Consider the following 23549-nt stretch of genomic DNA (forward strand, 5'->3'; position numbering starts at 1 on the left):
AGATATGGAAAACGACGACCCACAACTTCAATTCGAAACGCCGGAAGCCAGAATGGCGCTGTTCGATTTCGCATTCGATCACGCACCGATCGGAATTGCCCTTGTGGATACTAGTGCCTGCATTATCCGAGGAAATGCGGCATTCGCTGCACTGGTTGGCCGGCCGCTTGACGAAGTGACGGGAATGTCTTTTGCGCAGTTCACCCACTCGGAAGATCTCGAAGCTGATCTTATTCTTTTCCAGGATGTGCTTGATGGGAGAAGGGATGGCTATTCGGTCGAAAAACGCTACGTTCGCCCAGACGGTGAGTTGGTGCACGTCCTCATTCACATTGCCGCCATGCGGGACGAGGCGGGCGATGTCATCCGGCTGATCTCTCAAATCCAGAATATCACGCATCACAAAGAGTATGAGCGACAGCTCGCCGAGCGCGCAGCACAGCTTGAGCTTGCACTGGAAGCCGTCCGCGGTGGCTTTTGGTATATGGACGTCGGTACTCGAAAATTCGAAACCTCGGAAAGGCTCGCGCAATTTATCGCGGGCCCTACGGCGGCACGTTTAGATCTCGAGAATTACTTAAAACGCATCAACGTCGATGATGGTGCAAGTGCCGACCTCACGCCCCTCCTCGCTGGCGATGTAGATCAGGCCGTCGCCGAATACAGACTGGAGACCGTCGCAGGAGAGCGATGGATGAGGTGCGACCGTCGACTTCTTCGTGATGGGAACGGCGCGCCGTTCAGGATCGTCGGAATGGCTATCGATTTCACTGAGGAGCACAATCGCTTTGTCGATCTTGAGCGTACGTCCCAGCGAGACGCGCTTACGGGATTGCTTAACAGGCGGGGGCTGACAGCGAGCTTTTCGAAACTGACCGCGGCACACGGATACTCGGTGCTCGTCGTCGACCTGGACGGATTCAAGCAGATCAATGACCTTCACGGTCACTCTGCTGGAGATGCGGTCCTTGTGGAGACGGCGAGACGACTATTGTCCTGTGTAAGGGGCGCCGATCTTGTCTGTCGGACCGGCGGAGACGAATTCGTCCTGGTCGTTGAAGGAACGGATGACGCCGGGAAAGCAGTCGCGGAGCGCGTGGTAGCGAAAATGCGGGCTCCGGTTCGTTTGAATCAAAGTTGCGTTGAGGTTCGCGCGAGTGTGGGAGGCTTGTGGCGTAACGCAGGCGCGAACCTTGAACAGCTGGTATCTGGCGCGGATAAATTGCTTTATGAAGCAAAAGCCAGAGGGAAAGATGGGTTTGTCTTCGCCTTATCAGGCGACTGAGAGGACGGGCAAGTCATGAGAAGTCTCGGTAGAACACAAGGCAGTCCGGACGTGACCGCGGGGTCGAACTTCAGCTGTGAAACGCACACCCGGCCATGTCCCGAGGCGAATCCACTCCCGTGAGTGTAACGACACATCTCGGCTAAGACGAGCGTCCCCTGCAAAGGTACCGGTGGAAGACAGCCCGCGACACATAGTTTACATCTGACTGGCCCGCATGGGGTTGACTGTCTCGCGAGCTTGGTTAAATGGGGCCGTCGAAAAGTTTCAGGCTGGTGTGGTTATTTCCAGCCCCTGCGAAAGCAGGAAAGTCGCCAATGCGAACCCACGGCATCAACCTTGCGAAGGGTGGTGTCCGGCTGCGCGCCTGCTCCACCATGAACCTGTGGAGACAACCATGAACGATCCCAAAACAGTCATAATTGCTCAGTTTTTCATTTCCGGCATGATGGCTTTTATGATGACCGGCTTTTTCAGTATCCTGCATCTGGGCATTTCCGGAAGGCGAAGGTGGCCTAATCGGCTCCGATGATGCGCCTTGAGCAGGTTTAATCCACTCGACGTACAGATTTCTACAGCCTCGAGCTTGAGGTGAATTACCGCGCCATTCGCGCTCTCTACAGAGCCGCATTTTGTTGGTTTCCGCGCAGAACTGAGCCGGTTTTTCCACCGAGAAGTGAGCCACCTCTAAGTATGGTTTTCTGATCAGGCTTTGGTCAAGGGATTGGCCTTTTCTCCTCTCTTCTGTGCTGCTGCGGCCGAGCTTGCCTTGAAGCGGAAGCTGTCGTTTCCCGTTTCCAGGATGTGGCAACGGTGGGTCAGGCGATCGAGCAAAGCTGTCGTCATCTTGGCGTCGCCGAAGACGGTGGCCCATTCGCTGAAGCTGAGGTTGGTGGTGATGACGACACTGGTGCGCTCATAGAGCTTGCTCAGCAGGTGGAATAGCAGCGCTCCGCCGGAAGCACTGAACGGAAGGTATCCGAGTTCATCAAGGATCAGCAGATCGAGACGGACCAGCGTCTCGGCGATCTGGCCTGCCTTGCCCTTTGCCTTCTCCTGCTCGAGCGCATTGACCAATTCGATGGTCGAGAAGAAGCGGACTTTTCGGCGATGATGCTCGATAGCCTGAACGCCGATAGCGGTCGCGACGTGTGTTTTGCCTGTACCCGGCCCACCGACGAGGACAATGTTCTGCGCTCCGTCCATAAACTCGCATCGATGCAACTGGCGCACCGTCGCCTCGTTGATTTCGCTGGCGGCGAAGTCGTAGCCAGAGGTGTCCTTATAGGCAGGAAAGCGCGCTGCCTTCATATGATAGGCAATCGACCGGACCTCGCGCTCAGCCATCTCGGCTTTAAGCAATTGAGACAGGATCGGCACGGCCGCATCGAAGGCTGGTGCTCCTTGCTCGATCAGGTCGGTGACCGCTTGGGCCATGCCGTACATCTTCAGGCTACGCAGCATGATGACGACGGCGGCGCTGGCTGGATCATGACGCATGGCGACCTCCCACGATCCGGACCCGCAAACCATCGTAGCGTTCCACATTGGCCTTGGGTTCACGCAGCAAGGTCAGCGCCTGTGGCGTGTCTATGTCAGGACCGTCAGTGGTTTTGCCGTCAATCAACCGATGCAGCAGGTTCAGCACATGCGTCTTGGTCGCGACACCTTGATCCAGAGCCAACTCCACAGCCCTGACGACAACCTGTTCGTCGTGATGAAGCACCAGAGCGAGGATGTCGGCCATCTCCCGATCACCGCCAAGGCGGCGAAGCATCTGGTCCTGCAGTTGTCGAAAGGCCAGTGGCAATTCCAGGAAAGGCGCACCATTGCGTAAAGCGCCGGGCTTGCGTTGGATGACGGTGAGGTAATGCCGCCAGTCGTAAATCGTTCGTGGCGGTTTGTCGTGGCTGCGTTCTATGATCCGCGGATGTTCGCAGAGGATATTGCCCTCGGCTGCAACGACCAGCCGCTCTGGATAAATCCGCAGACTGACAGGCCGGTTCGCAAATGATGCTGGCACACTGTAACGGTTCCGCTCGAAAGTGATCAGGCATGTCGGCGAGACGCGCTTGCTCTGCTCGACGAAACCGTCAAACATGGCGGGCAATGCCATTAAAGCAGGCTGTTCATCACCCCAAACATCCGCGATCGAACCGGGCAGGCTCCCGTGCGGTGTCTCCTGCCACAGGTCTTGGCAATGCTGCTCCAGCCACAGATTCAACGCTGCCAAATCCGGGAAGTCCGGCATCTGTTGCCACAGGCGTGGTCGAGCATCCTGAACGTTCTTCTCGACCTGTCCCTTCTCCCAGCCTGCGGCGGGATTGCAGAACTCAGGTGCAAAGACGTAGTGGTTCGTCATCGCAAGGAACCGGATGTTGATCTGTCGCTCCTTGCCCCGGCCGACGCGATCGACCGCGGTCTTCATATTGTCGTAGATGCCGCGAGCAGGCACGCCGCCGAACACGCGGAACCCGTGCCAGTGGGCATCGAACAGCATCTCGTGCGTCTGTAGCAGGTAGGCTCTGACCAGAAATGCGCGACTGTGCGATAGCTTGATATGCGCGACCTGCAACTTTGTGCGCTCGCCGCCGATGACGGCATAGTCCTCACTCCAATCGAATTGGAATGCTTCACCTGGACGGAAAGACAGCGGAACGAATATGCCTCGGCCCGTCGTCTGCTGCTCCCGTTGTCGATCCGCCCGCCAATCCGCAGTGGTTTTGAAGACGCTGAGAGTGCCATTCGTTTCTAAATATGCGCGTCTAACCTGTCCGAGATCCTCGACGCCATTAGCTCGTAATTGTTGAAAAAGCTCGAGGTTCGTCATTCCTACTCCCTCGAGAAAGCTTCGATTGATCGTACCGTCACGTATTGCCTCTAGTGGTTTGCCGTCGACGGCGACCTCCGCGCGTCTGCTCTTTGAAACCAGCAAATCCAATCCCTTGTTTGCGAAAACTACAATCGTAATCACCGCCAAAGCGTGGAGTAGAGGCACGTCAGGGTAAAACATCGCATCGCCAACCGCCGACCCCAAAGCAATGACGAGAAGAAATTCGATACTAGAGAGTTGACCGATTGTGCGACTTCCGAGCCACCGCAGGAGGATCATTGTGTAAATGTAAACGAACAGGGTACGAAAGAGTATTTCTAGGAAAAACAGAGGTGGCTCATCTCCGACTAGCAGTCGCTCCCAATCAAAAATTTGAACAGCTTGTTCCACTAACGTTCCACTCCACTCAGTCTTGGTCGTTGAATAACGCCTCTAGCCCGCTACAAGTTGCAGTAATTTTCCCTGCAGGCCAAAGGCATGTGATCTGGGCGCTACCGTGCGTCCAGCTTTCGGGAGAACTTAGGTTTAATCTGGCCTTATGCGGCCTTTTGAGCCTAGCCATTGCAAATCCGCCGGCTGTGGCGTTGCCCAGTAAAGAGTCCGGTCTGTTCCTGCTGTAAACTCCCTCCATGTCGTGATCGCGGCGAGTAATGCCAGTAAACGTGAGTTTCCTGACCGCTTGAGAATGACCATGAAGCATCTTAGCGGGTGTAGAGACAATCACCTTCGGCACCTATCCGGCAACGCGGCTGAGCGGCTCGCGGAAGAGCCGCCTGCCCGACAGGGACGTGTCGGCGACAAGGCACAATCATTCGCGGACGAAGTCGTCAACGACAGCAAGAAGACGGAAGCGGAAACTATCCTTGAAGGCATCGCTGATGAATTTCAGCTCCAGCGCTCGGTGTGCGTAACGGCAAAGCTAGCCGATGCCTTGGTGCAAAAGCACGCTTCGACCGCCGCGCATGCGCACCGTCAGTTTCTCCTTACGATAGAGACGCCGAAGCTTCTTCATGTTAATGACAATCCCATGTCCGTTCAGCATGAGGTGGATGCACCCCTAACCGAAACGGCGGCGCTTCGACGCAACCTGCCAAATCGCATGCCGAATGGCCTCATCGTCACGCCACACGCCGCGATATCTTATACTTATCCGATAAATCTTCCGAACTTTACACGCCCGACGCTGGCTCACCCCATGCTCCGCATAGATGTGGACCACCAGATTCCAATTCACATCGGGCCCTCACCATTTTTTGGCGTGGTGGCATGCGCCGGTTGGAGCAGCGGGAGTTTGGTGGCCTGTGCGATGCAGCCGCCCGTGTCGAGCGAGAATTCGGTCGCATCGACATCCTCTTCGCCAATGCGGGCGTCCAGGCGTTGAAGCCGATCCTCGACATGGACGATGCCGACTGGCACGACCAGATCGACGTTAACCTCACCGGCACGGCAAACGCCATCCGCGCTTTCGGGCCGGCGATGGTCAGGCGGTGGGGCGGACGCATGATCCTGACCTCGTCCACGCAGGGGCAGCACGGCACAAAAAGCGGCGCGGCCTATTCGGCTTCAAAATGGGGCGTGATCGGGCTGATGAAATCGACCGCCATGGATCTCGGCGAACACGGCATCACCGTGAACGCCTTGATCCCCGGCCTGATCGATACAGGCCCTGACCCGGCACGAGGATCGCTATGCCCAGGCCATCGACGTGGACGGAGGCGAGCCGACAGGCAACGAGTGCAAAGACGAGCGGACAGCGCTTGACGCCCTGGCGAAAAAGTCACCGCTGGGCGTTGCTATGATTCAGCCGGAAGACGTTGCGCCGATGGTGGTGTTCCTCGCCTCCGACGAGGCGCGCATGGCCTCCGGAGGTACCTACGCGATCACCGCCGGTGACAGCGCCAACGTGCAGAGCTGATTGCATATTCAACGCCTGCAAAAGTCCAGAAACGAAGGGTGTATTTTCGCGATGGCGTTCGGCATTTGAGGAACCAAACGCGGCCGGTTCCGTTTCAGTGATGTCTCTAACGCCCTGAAACAAGGACGATATCATGAAAAAGCTCTTGCTCGCCGCCGCCTTCGTCGGCGCATCGACCTTTGCTGCCTTCGCGCAGACCTCCACGGCGCCGGCCACCGATGGCGATACACCCGCCATCGCAACGCCTGACGATAAGAATGCGACCGCCCCGGTCGAAGGCGCCAACAGCTTCACTGAGGATCAGGCGAGGGAACGGCTTGTCGAAGCCGGCTATGCCGAAGTCACGGGCCTCAAGCTTGATGACAAGGGCGTCTGGCGCGGGACGGCCACCAAGGATGGCAAGTCCGTCAATGTCGCGCTCGACTATCAGGGCAACATCGTCACCGAGTGACACCAGAATAGAGGAAAACTCCCATGAAAAAGACAGCGACCGGACTTTATGACGATTACGCCGATGCGCGTGCTGCCATCAGCGCCCTTGAGGCGCGCGGTGTTCCCTCTGACGACATCAGCCTCGTCTCGAACAATGCCGACGACCGCTATTCGAACGACACGAACGCCGCCGAAGGTGCAGGCACGGGCGCCGGCATCGGCGCGGCGGTCGGTGGTGTCGGCGGTCTTCTGACCGGGCTCGGCATCATGGCTATTCCGGGTGTCGGCCCGGTGGTCGCGGCCGGCTGGCTTGCCGCAACCACAGCCGGGGCTGCCGCGGGTGCGGTTGCCGGCGGTGCGGCGGGTGGCCTGATCGGCGCCATGACGGACTCCGGCGTCCCGGAAGAGCATGCCCATGTGTATGCCGAGGGCGTGCGCCGCGGCGGTACGATCGTCACCGCGCGCGTGGACGAGAGCCTTTACCCGGAAGCCGAGGCGATCCTGCGTCAGTCGAACTCGGTGGACCCAACCGAGCGTCGCGCGGCCTATGCCGGAGAGGGTTGGACCCGCTTCGACGATACGCTCGATCCCTATGGCCCGGCGGAGATCGAGCAGGAGCGCCTGCGCTATCGACGCTAACTGGTATCACAATATGCGAGAGCGGCCGAGGGCCGCTCTCTTCATTTCGGGAAGAGTTCGATCGGAATCGTTTGACGGCGGTCGCAGACCAGCCCGATAGCGCAACTCAAAACCAGATGCAGGCAGGGGGCCGGTCGAAGCGGAAAGGGATGCCGCCCAATTGCGTCTCCTCCTCCTTACGCTTCTGGTTGAGAAGCCTTGGCCCGGAATGAAGTAATGCAGTGATCGATAGCGGCGGCGGGCGGACCTCGGCCTAGAAGGCCGATCACACTTGCCTTGTGCAATATGAGCGTTACCTTTCGAACGAGAGTGCTTTGTGCCCGCGCATCGAGGTGAGCGGTGAAGACGATCGCAGATGTCATTGCAGAGTTGACCACCGCGGCCGAGGAGGTGCACACCCTCACCGAAAGCGAGAAGCTTCGGCTGCTCAGCCGCGCCTATGTGACCATCAAGGAAGGCTGGGAGCTTGTTGGTGAGCCAACCCGCCTTCAAGAAGCGCTGAGGCGATGGACCTTATCCGAGCCGGCGACATGCCGGTTCAACTCTATGACGACGAGATGAAAGCGATCCTGCTCGAGGCCGCGAAGGTGATCAGGCAAATCGAGGCGGCTATGAGAACCAAAAGTGGCGCGGTATCCGATGCCTACCGAAGCGTGGGCGATGACACGGTCGACGTCGGGCGTGCCTCTCCATTACTCCGCCTCGTTCACCGTGCCGTCGTCTGCTTTTGCAGCTCGTAGATCATTGTCGGTGATGTGGAGGATGTTGGCTCCGTTCACGCCGTCTCGATCGTATTTCTCGCTCGCGATCCGCTCGAGGAGCGGCCGATGCTGTTTGAGCAATCCGACCGGGCCGTTCGGAGCCGGATCGAACGATTGCAGCGCACTGGCATAGACGAAGACGTCGATTGTCGTTCCTTCGGTCGTCTGCATTGGCCAGAACAGACCGAGTTCCTTCGGCGCCGACGCGCCATTCTTCCTGATGAGAGGCATTTCAATTCCCGCATGCTGTCAACGTGGTGGGGAGATTCGATGCAGCGGGGGCTGCGCTGACCTCCCCTGTCCGTCCGCCTCAGACGGAGGGACGGCACTGATGTGGAGCGGGAGCATGGGAAGTCAATCACCATCCCGGCGATACCAGCCCCTATCGAAACAACGAAGGGCGTTCGACCTTTTCGGGGAGCGCCCTTCGAGCCCGGACAACCACGAACGCGCGACAAAGTCGCTGCAGGCGGTCGTCAATTACGGGTGGTGAGCGATAGATGGGGCGGGGCCTCCGGGAATTCAAGGCCGTCGGGAGTACGCCCGGCCGAAACCGGCGATCCAAGGCACATGTCGCAGATGCCGCAGCCATCATCGTCCATCGGCTGGTCGGCGCGCTCGCAGCAGAGGCAAACGGCCATGCAACGGAGAGGGGATCTGCGTGCGCTCTCCACTATGATTTCTACGGCATCGTCCGACAGAGCGCCGATAACGACTTCCTTCATCCTACGTGTCTCCGTTGACCTCAGCGACAAGAGATAAGATTGGCGAGACGCTTAACAATGGCGCTTTCTGCGGGGATAGACTCTCTCTACTGCACATGCTGTCTTAGGGGCGGAGGAACGGACATGAGGTATGAATGGGATCCTCGGCGCGCTCGACGCGCCCGTCTGATCAGGCTTGCGGCGGCCGTGGCGCTCAGCGCGTCGGCGATCACCGTACCCGTCGCCGTCCTGCTTGCCGCCGCACCGATGTGACACCGCGCGCGGAGTCCGTTGATGATGACGGCCGGCCCGTTCGATCTTTCCCGCTTTGTCGCCGCGCAGGATCTTGTGTTCGACGCGGCTCTCGACGAGCTGAGGGCGGGACGAAAGGAGACGCACTGGATGTGGTTCGTCTTCCCGCAGCTGCGGGCGCTTGGAAGATCACCGACCGCGAATTACTACGGCATGGGCTCGATCGAGGAGGCTCGCGCCTATCTCGAACATCCTGTCCTTCGCGATAGATTGACCAGGGCCGTCGACGCGGTGCTCGGGGTATCCGGTCATTCCGCCAATGAGATATTCGGCTCGCCCGACGATCTGAAATTCCGCTCGTCGATGACGCTGTTCAACGAAGCGGCGGCCGAAGATGAGGTAGTCTTCCGGCGCGCGTTGGATCACTTCTTCGCTGGTGAAGCTGATCCTCTTACTCTGGAACTGGTCGGCGGCGGCCAGTAGCCGCCGCGCATGTGGTCCGCTCAGATTGCCCGAACGTTTTCCGCCTTCGACTTGCCGGTCTTCCGGTCCTGGCCGAGGTCATAGCTGACCTTCGAACCATCCCGCAGCGGGCCACCTGAAAGCACACCTGAGACATGGACGAAGACATCCTGTCCGCCGTCATCGGGCGTGATGAACCCAAAGCCCTTGTCCTGATTGAAAAACTTTACTGTGCCCGTCGCCATGTGTGTCCTCGTAACTGAGCGGCCCTGTGCCGCCGGCCCAGCATATTCGGCGTACCGGACACCTGCAACTGACCATGTATGGCCGTCAGACGAGCCGGGAACAACTATCGTCCGCAGCGGGTTTTCCCTCAATCCGGATGCTGGCAACGCAAAGCGTATCGAGGTCGAAGATGGCGGCTGACAAACTCTCAACCTACAAGAAGAAGCGTAACTTCAAGCAGACGCAGGAACCGAGCGGCGCAACCGACGTCAAACCGTCGAACCGGCTCCGCTTCGTCATCCAGAAACACGACGCGACGCGCCTCCACTACGATCTCCGCCTTGAGCTCGACGGCGTCTTCAAGTCCTGGGCTGTGACCAAGGGGCCGTCGCTCGATGCGCATGACAAGCGGCTGGCGGTCGAGGTTGAGGACCATCCGCTCGACTATGGCGATTTCGAAGGCACGATTCCAAAGGGCCAGTACGGCGGCGGCACGGTGATGCTGTGGGACCGCGGCTATTGGGAACCCGAAGGCAAAAAGTCGCCCGAGGATGCGCTGAAGAAGGGCGACTTCAAGTTTGTGCTGCATGGCAAGCGGCTGCAGGGCAGTTTCGTTCTCGTGCGCATGCGGCACGATCGCGACGGTGGGAAGCGCACCAACTGGCTGTTGATCAAGCACCATGACGAGCGCGCCGTCGAAGAAAACGGCGCTGCCATCCTGGAGGAGAACATGACCTCGGTCGCTTCGGGGAGAACGATGGAGCAGATCGCCGGCGGGAAAGGGCGCAAACCGAAGCCATTCATGATGGCGAACGGTGACGTCGAGGTCGACGCCGTCTGGGATAGCAAGCACGGCCTCGCCGCCGATGAACGCAAGAAGAAAGGGCACAAGGAAGTCGCAACGTCCACCGCCACCGACCTGCCCGACTTCATCCCGCCGCAACTCTGCGAGACGCTGGAGCGGCCGCCGGCCGGCAACAACTGGCTGCACGAAATCAAGTTCGACGGTTATAGAAGTCAGATGCGGGTTGCAGACGGCGAGGTGGCACTGAAAACCCGCAAGGGCCTGGACTGGACGGCCAAATACCCCGAGATCGCGAAAGCCGCCGCCGCGCTTCCCGACTGCATCGTCGACGGTGAGATTTGCGCGCTCGACGAGAATGGTGCTCCAGACTTTGCAGCGCTTCAGGCCGCCCTTTCGGAGGGCACCACAGGCAACCTGGTGTATTTCGCGTTCGACCTGTTGTTCGACGGCGGCGAGGACCTGCGGCAAAAAGCTCTGACGGACCGCAAGAGCCGGCTGCAGGAACTGCTTGCCGACGCCACCGACGATCCGCATCTGCGCTTCGTTGAGCACTTCGAGACCGGCGGCGATGCCGTATTGCGCTCGGCATGCAAGCTGTCACTCGAGGGCATCGTCTCGAAGCAGGCGGATGCGCCTTACCGTTCAGGGCGCACAGACACCTGGGCGAAGTCGAAATGTCGTGCTGGCCACGAGGTCGTCATCGGCGGCTATGCCAAGACAAACGGCAAATTCCGGTCCTTGCTGGTCGGCGTCAACCGCGGCGATCATTTCGTCTATGTCGGGCGCGTCGGCACGGGGTATGGCGCCAAGAAGGTCGAGACGCTGCTGCCGAAGCTGAAAGCGGTTGAGACGGAAAAGTCTCCTTTCACGGGTATAGGCGCGCCAAAAAGGGAAAAGGAGGTCGTTTGGCTCAAGCCCGAGCTCGTCGCCGAAATCGAGTTCGCCGGTTGGACGGCCGATGGCCTGGTCCGCCAGGCGGCGTTCAAGGGCCTGCGGGAGGATAAGCCGGCGACAGAGGTCGAGGCCGAAAACCCAGCATCCCCGGCAAAGACCGCGACGCGGGAGCCGACTGCGACGACAAAGGCGAAACCTACCCGTCGCAAGGGTGCGAAGGCGGACGTGATGGGCGTGCTCATTTCCAATCCAGACAAGCCGTTGTGGCCGGACGCCGGCGACGGCAAGCCTGTCACCAAGGAGGAACTGGCCCGATATCACGAAGCGGTCGGCTCCTGGCTTATCGACCATGTGAAAGGGCGTCCGTGCTCGATCATCCGCGCGCCGGATGGCATTGGCGGTGAACAGTTCTTCCAACGCCACGCCATGCCGGGCACGTCGAACCTGCTGGAACTGGTCAAAGTCTTCGGCGATAAGAAGCCCTACCTGCAGGTCGACCGGGTCGAGGGCCTCATTGCCATCTCGCAGATCGGCGGAGTTGAGCTGCACCCTTGGAATTGTGAGCCGGGCAAGCCGGAGGTGCCGGGACGGCTGGTCTTCGACCTCGACCCCGGGCCGGACGTGCCGTTCTCGGCCGTGGTCACGGCGGCGCGCGAGATGCGCGATCGTCTGGACGATCTCGGGCTCATCAGCTTCTGCAAGACGACCGGCGGCAAGGGCCTGCACGTGGTGACGCCGCTTGCCGTCAATGCCCGCAAGCCGCTCTCCTGGGCCGAGGCCAAGGGCTTTGCCCACGACGTCTGCCAGGAAATGGCCCGCGACAATCCCGACCTCTATCTTATCAAAATGACCAAGAGCCTGAGGGGCGGGCGCATCTTCCTCGACTATCTGCGCAACGACCGCATGGCGACGGCCGTGGCGCCGCTCTCGCCACGGGCGCGGTCGGGCGCTACGGTATCGATGCCACTCACCTGGACGCAGGTCAAATCCGATCTCGACCCGAAGCGGTTCACCATCCGAACGGTCCCGGCGCTTTTATCAAAGACGAGCGCATGGGAGGATTACTGTGACGGGCAACGCCCGCTGGAGCAGGCCATCAAGCGGCTAGGCAAACAGACGGCAGCGGCATGAACCAAGCTTGGCAAGGCTCACGATCTGGAGCGGGGGCGAGGCAAGAAATCCCAATCGACCGGCTGGTGCGTCTTCGCAGGATCCGCGGCCTAGCGAGATTGATGGACACCGCGCTGCGGATTCCCGGCACGCGCCTCTCATTCGGCGCGGACTCGGTCATCGGTCTGATCCCGGGTGTCGGCGACTTCGGCGCGGCCGCGGTCAGCCTCTTCATCGTCAACGAGGCGCGCCGTCTCGGTGTGCCGAACGACAAGCTTCTCAAGATGCTCGTCAATGTCGGGTTCGATGCGGTGGTCGGCAGCGTGCCAGTGGTGGGCGACGTCTTCGACGTCTATTTCAAGTCCAACCGCCGCAATCTGCAGCTCGTGCTCGATCACTTTGGTCTTGATCACGCCGACCTTGACCGATGAGATGACGTGTGGGGCGGTTGCGCGAATGGATCGTTCGATGAACACTCAGCAGACGCCGATTAAGAGATTCCGCGAGCTGTCGCCACTCGAACCGCACGAGTTTGCCGGTCTTTGGAGAGGGCGGAGCATCCCGTCAGGCCATCCCTTCGACGGGGTATTGGAAAATCTAGGCTGGTTCGGCAAGCGGTTCACCTCGGACCTCCGAGCGGACGCGCTCTTGTTTCGGTCGGGGGAGCGCCGGCTCGTCGCGATTGATCCCAGGTGGATACCGCTTCGGCTGGCGCTCGGCTTCCACTACCTCGGGAAGACGCGGGCCGCACGAAACCTGTTCTCCTACCTCCAGCGTCGCCTGAGGGCGAGCGGTCCTGTCGCCTCGGTTCAGATGCTATCGTTCGATGGTCTGGCGAGTGCCGCCATGGTCTACGACGAGCAGCCCATCGTCGACTACTTCCGGCGCATCGACGGCGAGCGCGTCATGGGAGCGATGGTGATAAGCGGTGACGACCGCCAATTCTTCTTCGAACTGGAGCGCGTTGAGGAGCCGGGCGATTGACCCGATCATGAGGCTCTTACCGAACCGGGCTGTCGCTAACATCGAACACCGCCGCGTTGTCCTGGATTTCGCGCAGGCCTTTGTAGGACGCATGGCGCAGATTTCCGTCGTCCGTCCAGCCACGAAACTCGACCTCTGCGATGAGCGTCGGCTGCGCGAAGACGTAGTTCTTGCCCTTGAACGGCACGACCGGCCTCTTAGTTTTCAGCTTGTCGAGTGTCTTGCGCAGATATTCCGCATCCGGTGCCTTGAACCCTGTTCCGACCGAGCCGACCGACACCCAGCTATCGCCCTGGCGCGCCGCCAGCAGCAGGCTTCCGATCCCGCCGCGCGCAGCGTCCGAGTGTTCATAGCCGACAATAATGAAGCTTTCGCTTTGGACGCATTTGACCTTTATCCAGTCGCCGGTGCGGCCGGATCGATAGGGACGGTCGCGATGCTTGGCGATGATGCCTTCCAGACCCATCTTGCAGGCGTTCGCAAGTAGCTCCGCCCCGTCACCATGGGCTTCCTCGGACAGCTGCACCGCACCGACAGACCCGTCGAGAAAGTCTTGGAGCAGATGCCGGCGAACGGCAAGCTCCGTCTTAGTCAGATCATGGCCGTCGAAATAAAGCAGGTCGAAGGCGAAGAATACCGCTTCGGTCGAGGCGCGCTTGCCGCCGCGCCCGCCGAGCGAGCGCTGCAGCGCACCGAAATCCGAATGCCCCTCCTTGTTGAGAACCACGGCCTCGCCATCCAAGATGGCGGTACCGACGCCGAGCTTCCTCGCTGCCTCTGCAATCCTGGGAAAACGATGGGTCCAGTCATGGCCGCCGCGCGTGATGATCCGCACGCCCTTTGGTTCGATGTGGACCGCCAGGCGATAACCGTCCCATTTGTTCTCGTAAATCCACTCCGGTCCTTCTGGCGGCGTCGGACGAAGCAGGGCGAGACACGGCTCCACACGCTTGGGCATCGGATCGAAGGGCAAGTTCGGCTGCGCTGGATCGCGTTTGCGCACGGGCCGCGACTGGAGTGCCGTACCGGATTCGTCGAGCAGGGGGATGGCGGATCGGCGCTTCTTCATGAATGTCCATTGCGGGTGCGAGAGAGATCGAACATAGGTGCTATGCGTGACGGTTTCAGGATGCGCGCCTGCCTTTTTCACCGGCCGCGAGGCTCTTACGCAGCGCGTCCATGATGTCGATGACATTGCCACCCGACGGACGCTCACCTCCCTTGGCCTTGCTCTTCGACGCTCTCAGCGCCTTCTTCTTTTTCGCGATGATGTCGAGGAGAGCGTCGTGGACCGGATCGGAGACCATGTCCGGCGACCATTCCTTCGTGTGTTGCTTGATGAACTTCTGCACCAGCGGGACGAGGTCGGGATCGGACCTGTCGTCGATGTCCTCGAAATTGGACTGCTCCGGTCGCACCTCGTCGCCGAAGCGGAGCGTCCAGACGACGATGCCTTCGCCGCGCGGCTCCAGCACGACCGCGCGCTCGCGCCGACCGATCACCAGCCGCGAGACGCCATAGACCTTGTCGGCCGCCATAGCGTCACGGATAACCGCGAAGGCCTCATGACCGACCGGATCATCGGGCACGAGATAATGCGGCTTTTCCAGATAGATCCATTCGATGCTGTCGCGCGGCACGAACTTGTCGATGTCGATCGTCTTCACCGTGTCGAGCGCAACTGCGTCCAGCTCGTCGTCGGTAAGCAGGACATAGTCGTTCTCGCCGCGGGCATAACCCTTCACCTCGTCGTCGTCCTTGACGGGTTTGCGCGTGACGTATCGACATATTGCGAGACGACGCGGTTGCCAGTCTCCTTGTTCAAGGTGTGAAACCGGACCTTGTCGCTCTCCGACGTTGCCGGCGACATCGAGACGGGGCAGGTGACGAGGGAAAGCTTCAGATAGCCTTTCCAGTAGGGACGGGGCGCCATGATCGTTCTCCTCAACCGGCTTTACGCCGCGCGGCCGCCGGGCTGTGCGCCTTCGACGCAGCGGCGCGCGCCGCCGGCTTGCGACCGGCGCCCTTGTAGGCATTGGCAGCGGAACGCTTCGGCGTGTCGTCACCGGCTTTGAGCATTTTGGCGCTTTCGCGCAGCGCGGCCAGCAGATCGTCGGGTTTGGAAACCTTGACTTCCTTGCGCTTCGGCGAAGCTTTGCCCTCGATCTTCGCTTTTACCAGTTCGGAGACCGCCTCTTCATAGCGATCGTCAAACGCGGCCGGGTCGAAGGTGCCTTTCTTGGTGGCGATGATGTGCTTAGCGAGGTCAAGCATTTCGCCCTTGATGCGCAGCTTCGGTATCTCGTCGAAGGCTTTCTCCGACGATCGGACCTCGTAATCGTATTGCAGGGTCGTGGCGATCAGGCCCTTGCCATGCGTGCGGATCAGGACAGTGCGCATGCGCCGGAACAGGACCGTGCGGGCGACCGCCGCGACCTCGGATTTCTCCATGGCGTCGCGCAGCGCAGTGAAGGCGTCGGAGGAAACGCGGTCGGTCGGCACCAAGTAGTAGGGCTTGTCGAAATAGACGTCATCGACATTCGAGCAGGGAATGAAGGCTTCGATGGTCAGTGTCTTGTTGCTGTCGGGAATGGTCGCGGCGACCTCTTCCGGATCGATCATGATGTACTGGCCATTCTCGATCTCGAAACCCTTGGTCTGGTTCTCGCGCTCGACCTCCTTGCCGGTGTCGCTGTCGACGAAGATACGGTCGACGCGATTGCCGGTCTTTTTGTTGATCGTATGGAACGAGATGCGCTCGGAGGTGCTGGCGGCGGTATAAAGCCCGACGCCGCAGCTCACCTCTCCGAATTTGATGAAGCCTTTCCACTGAGCACGCTGGGCCATCTCGAAACTCCCGACTCGACGCAACCAAAGCGAGTCAAGCGAATCACTTGCGAATTTGTTCCGATTCGAAAATGAATCGGAAATCAACAACTTAGCGGCCGCTCGCTTCCCTCATTGCGAGTCTGCAATATGTCCTTGATTCACTGCATCTTTCTTGCCGTTCCGTGCGTTCTTCCTGGACCACAACCGGAAAGGAATATTGTGATGACCAAGCGTGAGACCATCGATACCGGAACCGACAAGCGCTATGTCCGCCGTGACGAGAAGGGTCAGTTCAAGGAAAGCGTCGATGTCGGCCGCTCCCTCTCCGCCGATCGCCGCCACAAGGCGAAAACCGAGGCCAAGCCCGGTGAAGGCGATCGCGGCGACCGGCATACAAAGCACTGAGAGCCGGCTATCCTGAGCACGGTGATACCATGGACGAGGAACGCGAGATCGGCCCTGAGGCCGAAGAGGACGCCGAGCATGCCGCCGTCGCGTTCCCGTTCGACCGGATGACGGTGCAGCGGTTTCGCAAGACGTTCCCGCGCGCTTGCTGGAGCGATAGACACAAGGCGTGGATCGTCCCTGGCAAGACGGCCCGCCGACGCATCGATCGCTGGATGGCGAGAGAGCAATCCCGCCTCGACCCCTATGCCGAAGCGAAGGGGAGGGACGCCTATGCCTTCGAACCAATCCTCAGCCCCTATCTCAGCGTCGACAGGGACGGGTTTCGCGTCAGGACGCCCTATTCGCGCAAACTCGTCGAGGAAATCCGGCAGGTTCCCTTCACCCGCTGGGACGGCGCCGAAAAGGTGTGGCGCGTGCCCTTTGCCTCCTATGACGATCTTGTCGATCACTGGCAGGCCATTGAAGCGGAGGCGCAGCGCTGCGAACCAGAGGAAAGGCGCAAGCGCGCCGAAGCGCGCAAGGGCACCGATGAAGAAAGGCTAGCCCGCCGTCGCACAGCCGAGCGAAAGCGGAGACGCATCCCGCTTCCGGCCGAGGATCTGCCGCCACTGGATCGTCCGGTCGCGACCGCGCTCTATGGTCTCATCGTCGTGGACGAGGTTACCGGTGAGCTGGTCGATCCAGGCGGGATCAGCGATCTCTATCCGGACTTTTACGATGATTGCGTCTGGGGAACCTGGCGCGTTCCCTCTCTGGAAGACCTTGTGCACACCTGGCCGTCGAAGGTCGAACCGGCAGACTACGAGCGTCAACGGGGCTGGTGGCTCCCCACCATCGAGGAACTGCGCGAGGCGCGGCGGACAGCACGGTCACGCGAGAGACGCATGGTTGCGCAGCCGTTCGCCTAATCCGCATCCGCTGGCGGGTCGATCTCGATCATGACGGGGGCGTGATCGCTGGTGTGCTCCCAGCTTCGCGGAGCCCGCCGGACGCCAGCCGACCTCAACCACGGTGCGACGGTCGGGCTGAGCAGGAAATGGTCAATCCGCAGCCCTGCATTGCGTTCAAAGGAATTCCGCCAATATTTCCAGAAGGTGTAGATGCGCTCATCGGGGTGGAGATGGCGGACGGCGTCGGTCCACCCTTGCGCGACGAGATTGGCATAGGCCTCGCGAACCTCCGGGCGAAACAGCGCATCGTCGCGCCAGCGCTCCGGCGCATAGACATCGAGATCCGTCTGCATGACATTGTAGTCGCCGACCAGCAGGGCTGGGATGCCGAGGTCGATCAGCTCGGCGGCATAGGCATGCAGGCGCTGGAACCAGCGCAGCTTGTAGTCGAATTTCGGGCCGGGCGCGGGATTGCCGTTCGGGAGATAGAGGCAGCCGATAAGGATCCCGTTGACGGCTGCTTCGATATAGCGGCTGTGCGTATCGTCGGGATCGCCCGGCAGTCCGCGGCGCGTCAAAACCGGAAGCGTGCCCTTGGCGAGTATCGCTACACCGTTCCAGCTTTTCTGGCCGTGCCATACGCCCTCGTAACCGAGATTCTGCAGCTCGCGCCGCGGAAATTTCTCGTCCGTTGCCTTGAGTTCCTGAAGGCAGACCACGTCCGGCGCGTCCTCCTTCAGCCATCGGAGCAGCACCGGCAGCCGGCCATTCACGCCGTTGACGTTGTAGGTGGCAATCTTCACGCAGTCTCCTCGCGACGGTCGATGATCGTTCCGGGAAACAGGTGGTGGAAATTAAAAGTTCCGCTCGCGGCGATCGCCGAGGCGGGTCCTTAGGAATCGCGTTGACCATAGTGCTCGCGGGCGATCGATGCCAGGAGCGGACGGTCAAGGTCCGGCCGATAGGTCCCGCCTGGATATGCGTCGAGCAGATATCGCGCGAACGCCTTTCTCGCCTCGGGATCTCGGCTGAACCACGGTTGCGAAATGATGTCGTCGTAAACGTCCTTCATTGTCGAAAGCTCGTCCGGTGCAAAGATGCCGTTGCCCATTTCCCACCCCCAAATCACAGTTCGTCTGGGAACAAGCTGCCGTGCGACGGGTTTGCAGCCACGTTTACCATTGAGCAAGCCGGGGACCGCGACGGATGAGTTCATGCCGCCCTGCGTCGGCGCCTCTCGTGCCGAACGACCGCCGGGATATCATACCGTGAAATACGAAGATGGCATGCAGATTCTGTACGACGTCCTCAGCAAGGGCGTGTTCATCCAGTTCCGCGGCAAATCCGACTTCCTCAAAGGCCCTTTCCAAACCAGCGGGAAGCAGTACGCGCTGCGGAGGACTATTGCAGAAAGCTCGGATGGGGCGAGTCCCGCACGCAATAATGGCCCCGAGGGAAAAGGGACGAAGCATTTCCCGTCTATTGCCGAAAGGCAGAACGCCCTTGCTTGAGGTGGCGCTCGTTATCAGCGCGGCGAGACATCGGTCTCGCGACGGCCCGGGCATTCGCCAAGAATGGCGCGTCCGTTGTGCCGGCCGATCTGGACGGCGATCTTGCCGTGCGTGAAGCTCATCGAATCGTCAGCGACGGCGGAGTGCTGTCGACGTTGCCTGCGATCTCGCCTATGACGCCCAGGTGGCGGTCTCGCAATCTGGCCGAAAGTGGTTGAAGCGAACCAGCGCGCAATTCTCTCGACCTCCATGATGGGCGTGTGCGCGGTCGCAATCAGCGCAAAGGCGAAGTTGTCCATCTCGCGTGCAGAAGGTTCATGGATCTTTCTGCCGATCTCGCCAGCGTGGGCACCTTCAATAGCGAATTTCCGCTCCCGCACGGCCGCAGCCATCAGGCACGGGGTAGCGCCGGCCGATCCGTGGGAGATGCCGCCGAGAGGTTTTAGGGGCCGCGATTTTACGTCGGCCTGCGGGCACTTCATCCAACTGAAGATGAAGACACGTGATTTTCAATAATTCGCAGCATGCGGCCTTGAAATTGAACTAGGCCCTCCTTAGTCTTCTCATTAGATTCCTCTCACGGGAGACAACCATGCCCCTCCTCATCGCCGAAGTACCCGAGCAGAGCCTGAAGGGCGCATTGAAAGCCCTGGCCCCCTTCGTGCCACCAGAGAACCTGAAGCTCTTCAGTGCATTAGCGCCGCCAGAAGATGAGAGTGATGACGAGCTGACGCAGCTTGCGCAAAAGGTGGTTGAGGCCGTTCGCCCCAAGCCCACTCAGCCTCTTCGCAAAGAGGCGCTTCGAAAGCTTCTCGGCGGGCATGACACCTTCACCAACCAGGGCGGTGAGGCCGATCCTGTCCTGAGAAATGCCATGGGAGCGATTTCCAAGGCACTACGAACCGTTTTCGCACACGATCAGGCCGTTCGCCGCCTAGCAATTCCGAAAAAGACGCAATTTCCCGACGGCACGTACCGCGGGACCGTCTATAGTGTCACGCCGCTTGGCGCGCGCGTCCGCGATCTGCTGAAGGCCGAGAAGGCAATTTGAGAGATGGACGAAGCCGCACGGACCGCGCTGAGGAGCCAGATCACCCAAGAGGGTTATATTCTGATCCCCGAACATCGTCCGGGCGCCGACATCGTTGAGATCGCCAACCAGCTCGGTACACCGCTGACCCCGTGGGAAGGCGGTCTTGTGCAGACGCTCACCCCTCGCGAAGACGCTGCTCCGAACACGTACAGCGGAAATTTTGGTTTGGGGCGCTTCCCTTTTCATACCGACCTCGCCCACTGGCGCTGGCCGCCGCGATATCTGCTGCTGAGGTGTTTGACTGGCTATCGGGACGTCCCCACATCGCTCATCGACGGGCGCTCGCTCATCGACGCAATATCTCGCGATGTGCTCGCGCGCGCCATCTTCAGGCCCAGGCGGCCACGTGACGGATCGGTCGCCCTCTTTCGTCTTTTCGAACCTGCAGCGCAAGGCGCCGACCTCCTACGGTGGGATGAGATCTTTCTCCGGCCGGCAAGCCGAGTTGGCGAGATCGCAAATGCGGAGATCCGCGAATGGCTCGCCACGAGCGCGCCGTCGTCGATTGCGCTGATTCGCACCGGCGACACTCTGATAATCGACAACTGGCGCATGCTGCATGCTCGTTCGCCGATTCCGCCGGGACGAGAGGACCGTTCTATTCAACGAGTATATTTGGGAGGGCTAAATTGAAGAAGACCATAGAGCCGGGTGAGACGCCGCCAACTTTCAACCCGGAGGCGCTCTACACCAAGGCGGTACTCTACATTCAGAACATGGCGGGCAATGACAGCGATACGTGGGAATACGCTCTTTGGTCGAGCCTTGCCCTGGAGTTCCTAGCTCGCGCTGCCCTTGCAAATGTAAGTCCGGCGTTGTTGGCCGAAACCGATAAGAACGGATCAAACCTATGTTTTGCGCTCGGCTTTACACCTTTCGAGGAGAAATTCTCCCCTAGATCCATCGCAATCAGCGACGTGTTCAAGCGCCTATCGGGGATACTGGCGGAGTTCACCAAGGAGCATGAGAGTTTCGGGGTGGTGCATACCGGCAGGCGCAACGCCGAACTTCATACCGGCGAGTTGGCGTTTGAAGGCGTTAAGGGATCGACCTGGCAGCCAAGATTCTATCAGACCTGCGAAATCCTTCTGACGTCGATGGGTATCCCGCTTGAGGAATTCGTCGGCAAAGACGAAGCGGAGGTTGCGAAGAAGCTGATCGACGCGGCCGCCGACGAAAGCGCGAAAGCCGTGAAGGGGGACGTCGAGGCGCACAAGAAGGTCTGGAATGCCAAGTCCGATGACGAGCGCACGACATTGCAAGCGCAGGCGGCCGTATGGGCCACTCGTCAAAACGGCCACCGCGTCGACTGCCCGTCATGTGCATCGACGGCGCTTGTCGCTGGCGAGCCGGTTTCTGCTCCGACGCAGAAGCTCGATAGCGACGAAATCATCGAAACCCAGGAATATCTCCCGACAAACTTCGAATGCGTCGCTTGCAGTTTAAAGATCGCCGGCCTTTCCAAGCTCGCCGTCGTCGGCCTCAGCGATCGCTACAGGAAAACGCGGACCTACGATGCGGCAGAATATTACGCTCCTGCTGACGATTGGTCGAACTACGAGGACGACAATAACGAACGCTGATGCTTCAGCATCGAGACAATCTTTGCCTCGGTGCGACCATGTTCATGAGATAGGCACCGCCGAGAAGGCGGTGCCGGCCCGCGCCTTCTGAACGGTGGTCGATGTGCAGCCGTCACGCGCTCATTTCCCTAGCCTACCTGCTCAACCGTCAATGCCCCCGGCGGTAGAGGCTTTATAAGATCGGCTGCCGACACCGAGGGATCAAGCCAATTCACCCAATCGCCGCGGTCGAGCACAACTATCTGCCGGTCGTGATAAGGAGCGATGTCCGGCCCCGGTTCCATCGTCAGCATGGTGAACGCCTCGCCGACGTCCTCGGTCTCGCGCCAGATGCCGGCAATGGCAAAGACGGGCTCGCCGGTCTTGCGGAACAGCCACTTGTCCTTCCGCTTCTTCTTCGGGTCGGCCGGGGTGGTGAACTCGTAGAAGCCGTCGGCGACAATGAGACACCGGTTGGAGGTGAACTCGCGGCCTTCGGAGCGAAAGTTGTAGACCGGTTTTTTCGTCGGGCTCGGCCAGCTCCACCGGCGCTGAACCAGTTCCCCGGCTCCGCGCTCGCCTTCGACGCCTCGGACGATCGGCGCGGCATCGGTGATCTTGATGTCCTCGCGCGCCTCGATGTTGGGCCTTCCCTCGGGAAACCGGATCTTGATCTTGCGATGCTCGAACTGTTCGATGACAGAGGCGAGTTCGATCATCAATCGATAATCATTGCACATGGTACCTCCAGCGGTACGTCGGTCGCTTTGGCGATAATCTAGCGCGGGTGCCACAGATTTCGATGCGCGCGACGAAGACGGCCCGAGCCTAGATTGCGAGTTGAAGCTGATCGGCGCGTTCGCTTCTGACGTCGTCGGTGAATGCCGACAGGGTGATGCCGAGAAGTCGGATACCCTTCGCCGCCGGGAACAGCGGCGCAAGGAGAGCGTCGACCGCCGCGACGATCCCCTCTGTCGTTTCGAACGGAGCGGCCTCGGTCCGGCTTCGAGTAATGATCTGAAAATCGGTGTACTTCACCTTCGGCGTGACCGTCCTTCCGCGAAGGCTCTTGTTGTGACAATGCCGCCAGACCTTGTCGACAAGCGGCAAAATCTCCCCGCGCGCTGCATCCAGATCGAAGATATCCCCGATGAAGGTATCTTCCGCGCCGACGGATTTTCGCTCCCGATCCGGCCGAACCGGCCGATCATCGATGCCGCGAGAAATGTTGTAATACCAAGTGCCGGATTTCCCGAAATGCTGCTGCAAGAAGGCAAGCGACTTCGCTCTGAGATCCGCCCCAGTCAGGATGCCAAGGCGCTCCATTTTGGTGGCAGTCGCTGGCCCGATGCCGTGAAATTTCTTGACGGCAAGCCGCGCGACGAAGGCCGGCCCGTGCTTCGGAGTGATGACCGCTTGGCCGTTGGGCTTGTTGAGGTCCGAGGCCATTTTGGCGAGAAACTTGCAGTAGGAGATCCCGGCCGAGGCATTGAGACCGGTAACCTCCTTGATGCGCGCCCGAATTCTCGTGGCGATCTCGGTGGCAATCGGAACGCCCTGCTTGTTGTGGGTGACGTCAAGATAGGCTTCGTCGAGCGATAGAGGCTCAATCAGGTCGGTATATTCGGCAAAAATCGCATGAATCTGCGCGGAGACCGAACGATAGACGTCAAAGCGCGCCGGCACAAAGATCAGGTCGGGGCAGAGGCGCTTCGCCGTCAGTGAAGGAAGTGCGGAGCGCACGCCGAAGGGGCGGGCCTCATAGCTCGCCGTCAGGACGACACCGCGCGCCGACGGGCTGCCGACGGCAACAGGTTTGCCGCGCAACTCCGGATGATCGCGTTGTTCAACCGACGCATAATAGGAGTCCATGTCCACATGGATGATACGCCGGACCCGCTCCTCGCGATCCGGCTCCTCGTCCTTAATCTCTGTCGACGTAACGGGCTGCATGA

29 protein-coding genes and 1 pseudogene are annotated in these 23549 nt (G+C 60.1%); 17 read left to right on the plus strand and 13 right to left on the minus strand.

Annotated elements, in window-relative coordinates; genetic code table 11:
* Window positions 1-4: 4 nt before the first annotated feature.
* A complete protein-coding gene (locus AABQ55_RS32445; protein ID WP_272809078.1) occupies window positions 5-1285 on the plus strand; it encodes a sensor domain-containing diguanylate cyclase in 1281 nt (426 codons plus the stop codon).
* 244 nt (window positions 1286-1529) lie between these two features.
* Here AABQ55_RS32445 and AABQ55_RS32450 read toward each other — a convergent pair whose 3' ends face one another.
* The 3 genes from AABQ55_RS32450 to istA all read right to left on the minus strand — a co-directional run bounded on the left by AABQ55_RS32450 (window position 1530) and on the right by istA (window position 4397).
* Window positions 1530-1772 carry a hypothetical protein gene (locus AABQ55_RS32450; RefSeq protein ID WP_272809079.1) on the minus strand — a complete coding sequence of 81 codons (243 nt, stop codon included), beginning with the start codon at window positions 1770-1772 and terminating at the stop codon, window positions 1530-1532.
* A 218-nt stretch (window positions 1773-1990) separates the two neighbouring features.
* Entirely contained in the window at window positions 1991-2785 is a 795-nt protein-coding gene (istB, locus tag AABQ55_RS32455; protein WP_272809080.1) for an IS21-like element helper ATPase IstB, read from the minus strand.
* Window positions 2775-4397 (minus strand): IS21 family transposase, encoded by a 1623-nt coding sequence (gene istA, locus AABQ55_RS32460; RefSeq protein WP_336314411.1) that lies wholly within the window; start codon window positions 4395-4397, stop codon window positions 2775-2777. Before istA ends, istB begins: the two co-directional genes overlap by 11 nt.
* Before the next feature lie 987 nt (window positions 4398-5384).
* On the opposite strand from istA, the gene AABQ55_RS32465 reads away from it, so the two are divergent.
* The 5 genes from AABQ55_RS32465 (at window position 5385) to AABQ55_RS32480 (ending at window position 7665) form a co-directional block, all read left to right on the plus strand.
* Complete coding sequence (locus AABQ55_RS32465) at window positions 5385-5879, plus strand: SDR family NAD(P)-dependent oxidoreductase (protein ID WP_272809081.1); 495 nt, start codon at window positions 5385-5387, stop codon at window positions 5877-5879.
* On the plus strand, window positions 5824-6033 hold the full coding sequence (locus AABQ55_RS37840) for an SDR family oxidoreductase (RefSeq protein WP_272809082.1): 210 nt from the start codon (window positions 5824-5826) through the stop codon (window positions 6031-6033). The genes AABQ55_RS32465 and AABQ55_RS37840 overlap by 56 nt, the downstream gene beginning before the upstream one ends.
* A 133-nt stretch (window positions 6034-6166) precedes the next feature.
* Window positions 6167-6484, plus strand: a complete 318-nt coding sequence (locus AABQ55_RS32470) for a PepSY domain-containing protein (RefSeq protein ID WP_272809083.1) — start codon at window positions 6167-6169, stop codon at window positions 6482-6484.
* A gap of 23 nt (window positions 6485-6507) precedes the next feature.
* Window positions 6508-7104, plus strand: a complete 597-nt coding sequence (locus AABQ55_RS32475; RefSeq protein WP_272809084.1) for a general stress protein — start codon at window positions 6508-6510, stop codon at window positions 7102-7104.
* Window positions 7105-7443: 339 nt separating this feature from the next.
* A complete protein-coding gene (locus AABQ55_RS32480) occupies window positions 7444-7665 on the plus strand; it encodes a hypothetical protein (protein ID WP_272809085.1) in 222 nt (73 codons plus the stop codon).
* Window positions 7666-7796: 131 nt separating this feature from the next.
* Here the strand turns inward: AABQ55_RS32480 and AABQ55_RS32485 are convergent, their stop codons facing one another.
* A complete protein-coding gene (locus AABQ55_RS32485; RefSeq protein ID WP_272809086.1) occupies window positions 7797-8096 on the minus strand; it encodes a hypothetical protein in 300 nt (99 codons plus the stop codon).
* A 617-nt stretch (window positions 8097-8713) separates the two neighbouring features.
* Between AABQ55_RS32485 and AABQ55_RS32490 the strand changes: the two genes are divergently transcribed.
* Window positions 8714-8842, plus strand: coding sequence for a hypothetical protein (locus AABQ55_RS32490; protein ID WP_272809087.1), 129 nt, complete (start codon window positions 8714-8716; stop codon window positions 8840-8842).
* A 24-nt stretch (window positions 8843-8866) separates the two neighbouring features.
* Window positions 8867-9304: a DUF1810 domain-containing protein gene (locus AABQ55_RS32495; protein WP_272809176.1), complete on the plus strand. Its 438-nt coding sequence runs from the start codon at window positions 8867-8869 to the stop codon at window positions 9302-9304.
* 20 nt (window positions 9305-9324) lie between these two features.
* Here the strand turns inward: AABQ55_RS32495 and AABQ55_RS32500 are convergent, their stop codons facing one another.
* Window positions 9325-9528, minus strand: a complete 204-nt coding sequence (locus AABQ55_RS32500) for a cold-shock protein (RefSeq protein ID WP_272809088.1) — start codon at window positions 9526-9528, stop codon at window positions 9325-9327.
* 170 nt (window positions 9529-9698) lie between these two features.
* Between AABQ55_RS32500 and ligD (AABQ55_RS32505) the strand changes: the two genes are divergently transcribed.
* From ligD (AABQ55_RS32505) to AABQ55_RS32515, 3 genes are read left to right on the plus strand one after another with little or no spacing between them, the layout of a single operon-like run.
* On the plus strand, window positions 9699-12338 hold the full coding sequence (gene ligD / locus AABQ55_RS32505; RefSeq protein WP_272809089.1) for a DNA ligase D: 2640 nt from the start codon (window positions 9699-9701) through the stop codon (window positions 12336-12338).
* Window positions 12335-12748 carry a DUF4112 domain-containing protein gene (locus AABQ55_RS32510; RefSeq protein ID WP_272809090.1) on the plus strand — a complete coding sequence of 138 codons (414 nt, stop codon included), beginning with the start codon at window positions 12335-12337 and terminating at the stop codon, window positions 12746-12748. Before ligD (AABQ55_RS32505) ends, AABQ55_RS32510 begins: the two co-directional genes overlap by 4 nt.
* A 37-nt stretch (window positions 12749-12785) precedes the next feature.
* Window positions 12786-13301 carry a DUF4334 domain-containing protein gene (locus AABQ55_RS32515; RefSeq protein ID WP_370360334.1) on the plus strand — a complete coding sequence of 172 codons (516 nt, stop codon included), beginning with the start codon at window positions 12786-12788 and terminating at the stop codon, window positions 13299-13301.
* A gap of 16 nt (window positions 13302-13317) precedes the next feature.
* Here the strand turns inward: AABQ55_RS32515 and ligD (AABQ55_RS32520) are convergent, their stop codons facing one another.
* The 3 genes and pseudogenes from ligD (AABQ55_RS32520) to ku (AABQ55_RS32530) form a co-directional block, all read right to left on the minus strand.
* On the minus strand, window positions 13318-14370 hold the full coding sequence (gene ligD / locus AABQ55_RS32520) for a non-homologous end-joining DNA ligase (RefSeq protein ID WP_272809092.1): 1053 nt from the start codon (window positions 14368-14370) through the stop codon (window positions 13318-13320).
* Window positions 14371-14425: 55 nt separating this feature from the next.
* A pseudogene (gene ku, locus AABQ55_RS32525) lies at window positions 14426-15234 on the minus strand (non-homologous end joining protein Ku).
* Window positions 15235-15245: 11 nt separating this feature from the next.
* Entirely contained in the window at window positions 15246-16148 is a 903-nt protein-coding gene (ku, locus tag AABQ55_RS32530; RefSeq protein WP_272809177.1) for a non-homologous end joining protein Ku, read from the minus strand.
* Window positions 16149-16352: 204 nt separating this feature from the next.
* Here ku (AABQ55_RS32530) and AABQ55_RS32535 point away from each other — a divergent pair, with 204 nt between their 5' ends.
* Both AABQ55_RS32535 and AABQ55_RS32540 read left to right on the plus strand, forming a co-directional pair.
* Complete coding sequence (locus tag AABQ55_RS32535; RefSeq protein ID WP_272809093.1) at window positions 16353-16535, plus strand: hypothetical protein; 183 nt, start codon at window positions 16353-16355, stop codon at window positions 16533-16535.
* A 29-nt stretch (window positions 16536-16564) separates the two neighbouring features.
* The gene (locus tag AABQ55_RS32540) at window positions 16565-17446 is read left to right on the plus strand and encodes a hypothetical protein (RefSeq protein ID WP_272809094.1); all 882 of its coding nucleotides are present in this window, start codon (window positions 16565-16567) and stop codon (window positions 17444-17446) included.
* Here AABQ55_RS32540 and xth read toward each other — a convergent pair.
* Both xth and AABQ55_RS32550 read right to left on the minus strand, forming a co-directional pair.
* Window positions 17443-18231, minus strand: a complete 789-nt coding sequence (xth, locus tag AABQ55_RS32545) for an exodeoxyribonuclease III (RefSeq protein WP_272809095.1) — start codon at window positions 18229-18231, stop codon at window positions 17443-17445. The two genes, AABQ55_RS32540 and xth, sit on opposite strands and share 4 nt — an antisense overlap.
* Before the next feature lie 89 nt (window positions 18232-18320).
* On the minus strand, window positions 18321-18644 hold the full coding sequence (locus AABQ55_RS32550) for a hypothetical protein (RefSeq protein WP_338341943.1): 324 nt from the start codon (window positions 18642-18644) through the stop codon (window positions 18321-18323).
* 52 nt (window positions 18645-18696) lie between these two features.
* On the opposite strand from AABQ55_RS32550, the gene AABQ55_RS32555 reads away from it, so the two are divergent.
* Complete coding sequence (locus AABQ55_RS32555) at window positions 18697-18939, plus strand: hypothetical protein (protein ID WP_272809097.1); 243 nt, start codon at window positions 18697-18699, stop codon at window positions 18937-18939.
* 14 nt (window positions 18940-18953) lie between these two features.
* On the opposite strand, the gene AABQ55_RS32560 is transcribed toward AABQ55_RS32555, so the two are convergent.
* Window positions 18954-19331, minus strand: a complete 378-nt coding sequence (locus tag AABQ55_RS32560; RefSeq protein WP_272809098.1) for a hypothetical protein — start codon at window positions 19329-19331, stop codon at window positions 18954-18956.
* 200 nt (window positions 19332-19531) lie between these two features.
* Between AABQ55_RS32560 and AABQ55_RS32565 the strand changes: the two genes are divergently transcribed.
* Genes AABQ55_RS32565 through AABQ55_RS32575 form a run of 3 tightly spaced genes read left to right on the plus strand, consistent with a single transcriptional unit; the run spans window position 19532 to window position 21615 of the window.
* On the plus strand, window positions 19532-19990 hold the full coding sequence (locus tag AABQ55_RS32565) for a hypothetical protein (protein ID WP_272809099.1): 459 nt from the start codon (window positions 19532-19534) through the stop codon (window positions 19988-19990).
* A gap of 3 nt (window positions 19991-19993) precedes the next feature.
* Window positions 19994-20665, plus strand: a complete 672-nt coding sequence (locus tag AABQ55_RS32570; RefSeq protein WP_272809100.1) for a TauD/TfdA family dioxygenase — start codon at window positions 19994-19996, stop codon at window positions 20663-20665.
* Window positions 20662-21615, plus strand: coding sequence for a hypothetical protein (locus AABQ55_RS32575; protein ID WP_272809101.1), 954 nt, complete (start codon window positions 20662-20664; stop codon window positions 21613-21615). Before AABQ55_RS32570 ends, AABQ55_RS32575 begins: the two co-directional genes overlap by 4 nt.
* Window positions 21616-21743: 128 nt before the next feature.
* Here AABQ55_RS32575 and AABQ55_RS32580 read toward each other — a convergent pair whose 3' ends face one another.
* Both AABQ55_RS32580 and dinB read right to left on the minus strand, forming a co-directional pair.
* The gene (locus AABQ55_RS32580) at window positions 21744-22334 is read right to left on the minus strand and encodes an SOS response-associated peptidase (RefSeq protein WP_272809102.1); all 591 of its coding nucleotides are present in this window, start codon (window positions 22332-22334) and stop codon (window positions 21744-21746) included.
* A gap of 88 nt (window positions 22335-22422) precedes the next feature.
* The gene (gene dinB, locus AABQ55_RS32585) at window positions 22423-23547 is read right to left on the minus strand and encodes a DNA polymerase IV (RefSeq protein ID WP_272809103.1); all 1125 of its coding nucleotides are present in this window, start codon (window positions 23545-23547) and stop codon (window positions 22423-22425) included.
* Window positions 23548-23549: the final 2 nt, after the last annotated feature.

Origin of the sequence: Shinella sp. WSD5-1 (assembly GCF_963942435.1) — a bacterium.
GTDB lineage: Bacteria > Pseudomonadota > Alphaproteobacteria > Rhizobiales > Rhizobiaceae > Shinella > Shinella yambaruensis.

Excerpts from the sequence above, each read along its gene's own strand:
- AABQ55_RS32495 (WP_272809176.1), top strand. The coding sequence starts at position 8,867 with ATGACGGCCGGCCCGTTCGATCTTTCCCGCTTTGTCGCCGCGCAGGAT.
- istB (WP_272809080.1), bottom strand. The coding sequence starts at position 2,785 with ATGCGTCATGATCCAGCCAGCGCCGCCGTCGTCATCATGCTGCGTAGC.
- AABQ55_RS32535 (WP_272809093.1), top strand. The coding sequence starts at position 16,353 with ATGACCAAGCGTGAGACCATCGATACCGGAACCGACAAGCGCTATGTC.
- AABQ55_RS32490 (WP_272809087.1), top strand. The coding sequence starts at position 8,714 with ATGAGGTATGAATGGGATCCTCGGCGCGCTCGACGCGCCCGTCTGATC.
- AABQ55_RS32465 (WP_272809081.1), top strand. The coding sequence starts at position 5,385 with ATGCGCCGGTTGGAGCAGCGGGAGTTTGGTGGCCTGTGCGATGCAGCC.
- ligD (WP_272809089.1), top strand. The coding sequence starts at position 9,699 with ATGGCGGCTGACAAACTCTCAACCTACAAGAAGAAGCGTAACTTCAAG.
- AABQ55_RS32550 (WP_338341943.1), bottom strand. The coding sequence starts at position 18,644 with ATGAACTCATCCGTCGCGGTCCCCGGCTTGCTCAATGGTAAACGTGGC.
- AABQ55_RS32500 (WP_272809088.1), bottom strand. The coding sequence starts at position 9,528 with ATGGCGACGGGCACAGTAAAGTTTTTCAATCAGGACAAGGGCTTTGGG.
- AABQ55_RS32515 (WP_370360334.1), top strand. The coding sequence starts at position 12,786 with ATGAACACTCAGCAGACGCCGATTAAGAGATTCCGCGAGCTGTCGCCA.
- AABQ55_RS32570 (WP_272809100.1), top strand. The coding sequence starts at position 19,994 with ATGGACGAAGCCGCACGGACCGCGCTGAGGAGCCAGATCACCCAAGAG.
- AABQ55_RS32510 (WP_272809090.1), top strand. The coding sequence starts at position 12,335 with ATGAACCAAGCTTGGCAAGGCTCACGATCTGGAGCGGGGGCGAGGCAA.
- istA (WP_336314411.1), bottom strand. The coding sequence starts at position 4,397 with ATGATCCTCCTGCGGTGGCTCGGAAGTCGCACAATCGGTCAACTCTCT.
- ligD (WP_272809092.1), bottom strand. The coding sequence starts at position 14,370 with ATGAAGAAGCGCCGATCCGCCATCCCCCTGCTCGACGAATCCGGTACG.
- AABQ55_RS32485 (WP_272809086.1), bottom strand. The coding sequence starts at position 8,096 with ATGCCTCTCATCAGGAAGAATGGCGCGTCGGCGCCGAAGGAACTCGGT.
- AABQ55_RS32565 (WP_272809099.1), top strand. The coding sequence starts at position 19,532 with ATGCCCCTCCTCATCGCCGAAGTACCCGAGCAGAGCCTGAAGGGCGCA.
- AABQ55_RS32560 (WP_272809098.1), bottom strand. The coding sequence starts at position 19,331 with ATGGCTGCGGCCGTGCGGGAGCGGAAATTCGCTATTGAAGGTGCCCAC.
- AABQ55_RS32445 (WP_272809078.1), top strand. The coding sequence starts at position 5 with ATGGAAAACGACGACCCACAACTTCAATTCGAAACGCCGGAAGCCAGA.
- dinB (WP_272809103.1), bottom strand. The coding sequence starts at position 23,547 with ATGCAGCCCGTTACGTCGACAGAGATTAAGGACGAGGAGCCGGATCGC.
- AABQ55_RS32475 (WP_272809084.1), top strand. The coding sequence starts at position 6,508 with ATGAAAAAGACAGCGACCGGACTTTATGACGATTACGCCGATGCGCGT.
- AABQ55_RS32540 (WP_272809094.1), top strand. The coding sequence starts at position 16,565 with ATGGACGAGGAACGCGAGATCGGCCCTGAGGCCGAAGAGGACGCCGAG.
- AABQ55_RS32450 (WP_272809079.1), bottom strand. The coding sequence starts at position 1,772 with ATGCAGGATACTGAAAAAGCCGGTCATCATAAAAGCCATCATGCCGGA.
- ku (WP_272809177.1), bottom strand. The coding sequence starts at position 16,148 with ATGGCCCAGCGTGCTCAGTGGAAAGGCTTCATCAAATTCGGAGAGGTG.
- AABQ55_RS32470 (WP_272809083.1), top strand. The coding sequence starts at position 6,167 with ATGAAAAAGCTCTTGCTCGCCGCCGCCTTCGTCGGCGCATCGACCTTT.
- AABQ55_RS32580 (WP_272809102.1), bottom strand. The coding sequence starts at position 22,334 with ATGTGCAATGATTATCGATTGATGATCGAACTCGCCTCTGTCATCGAA.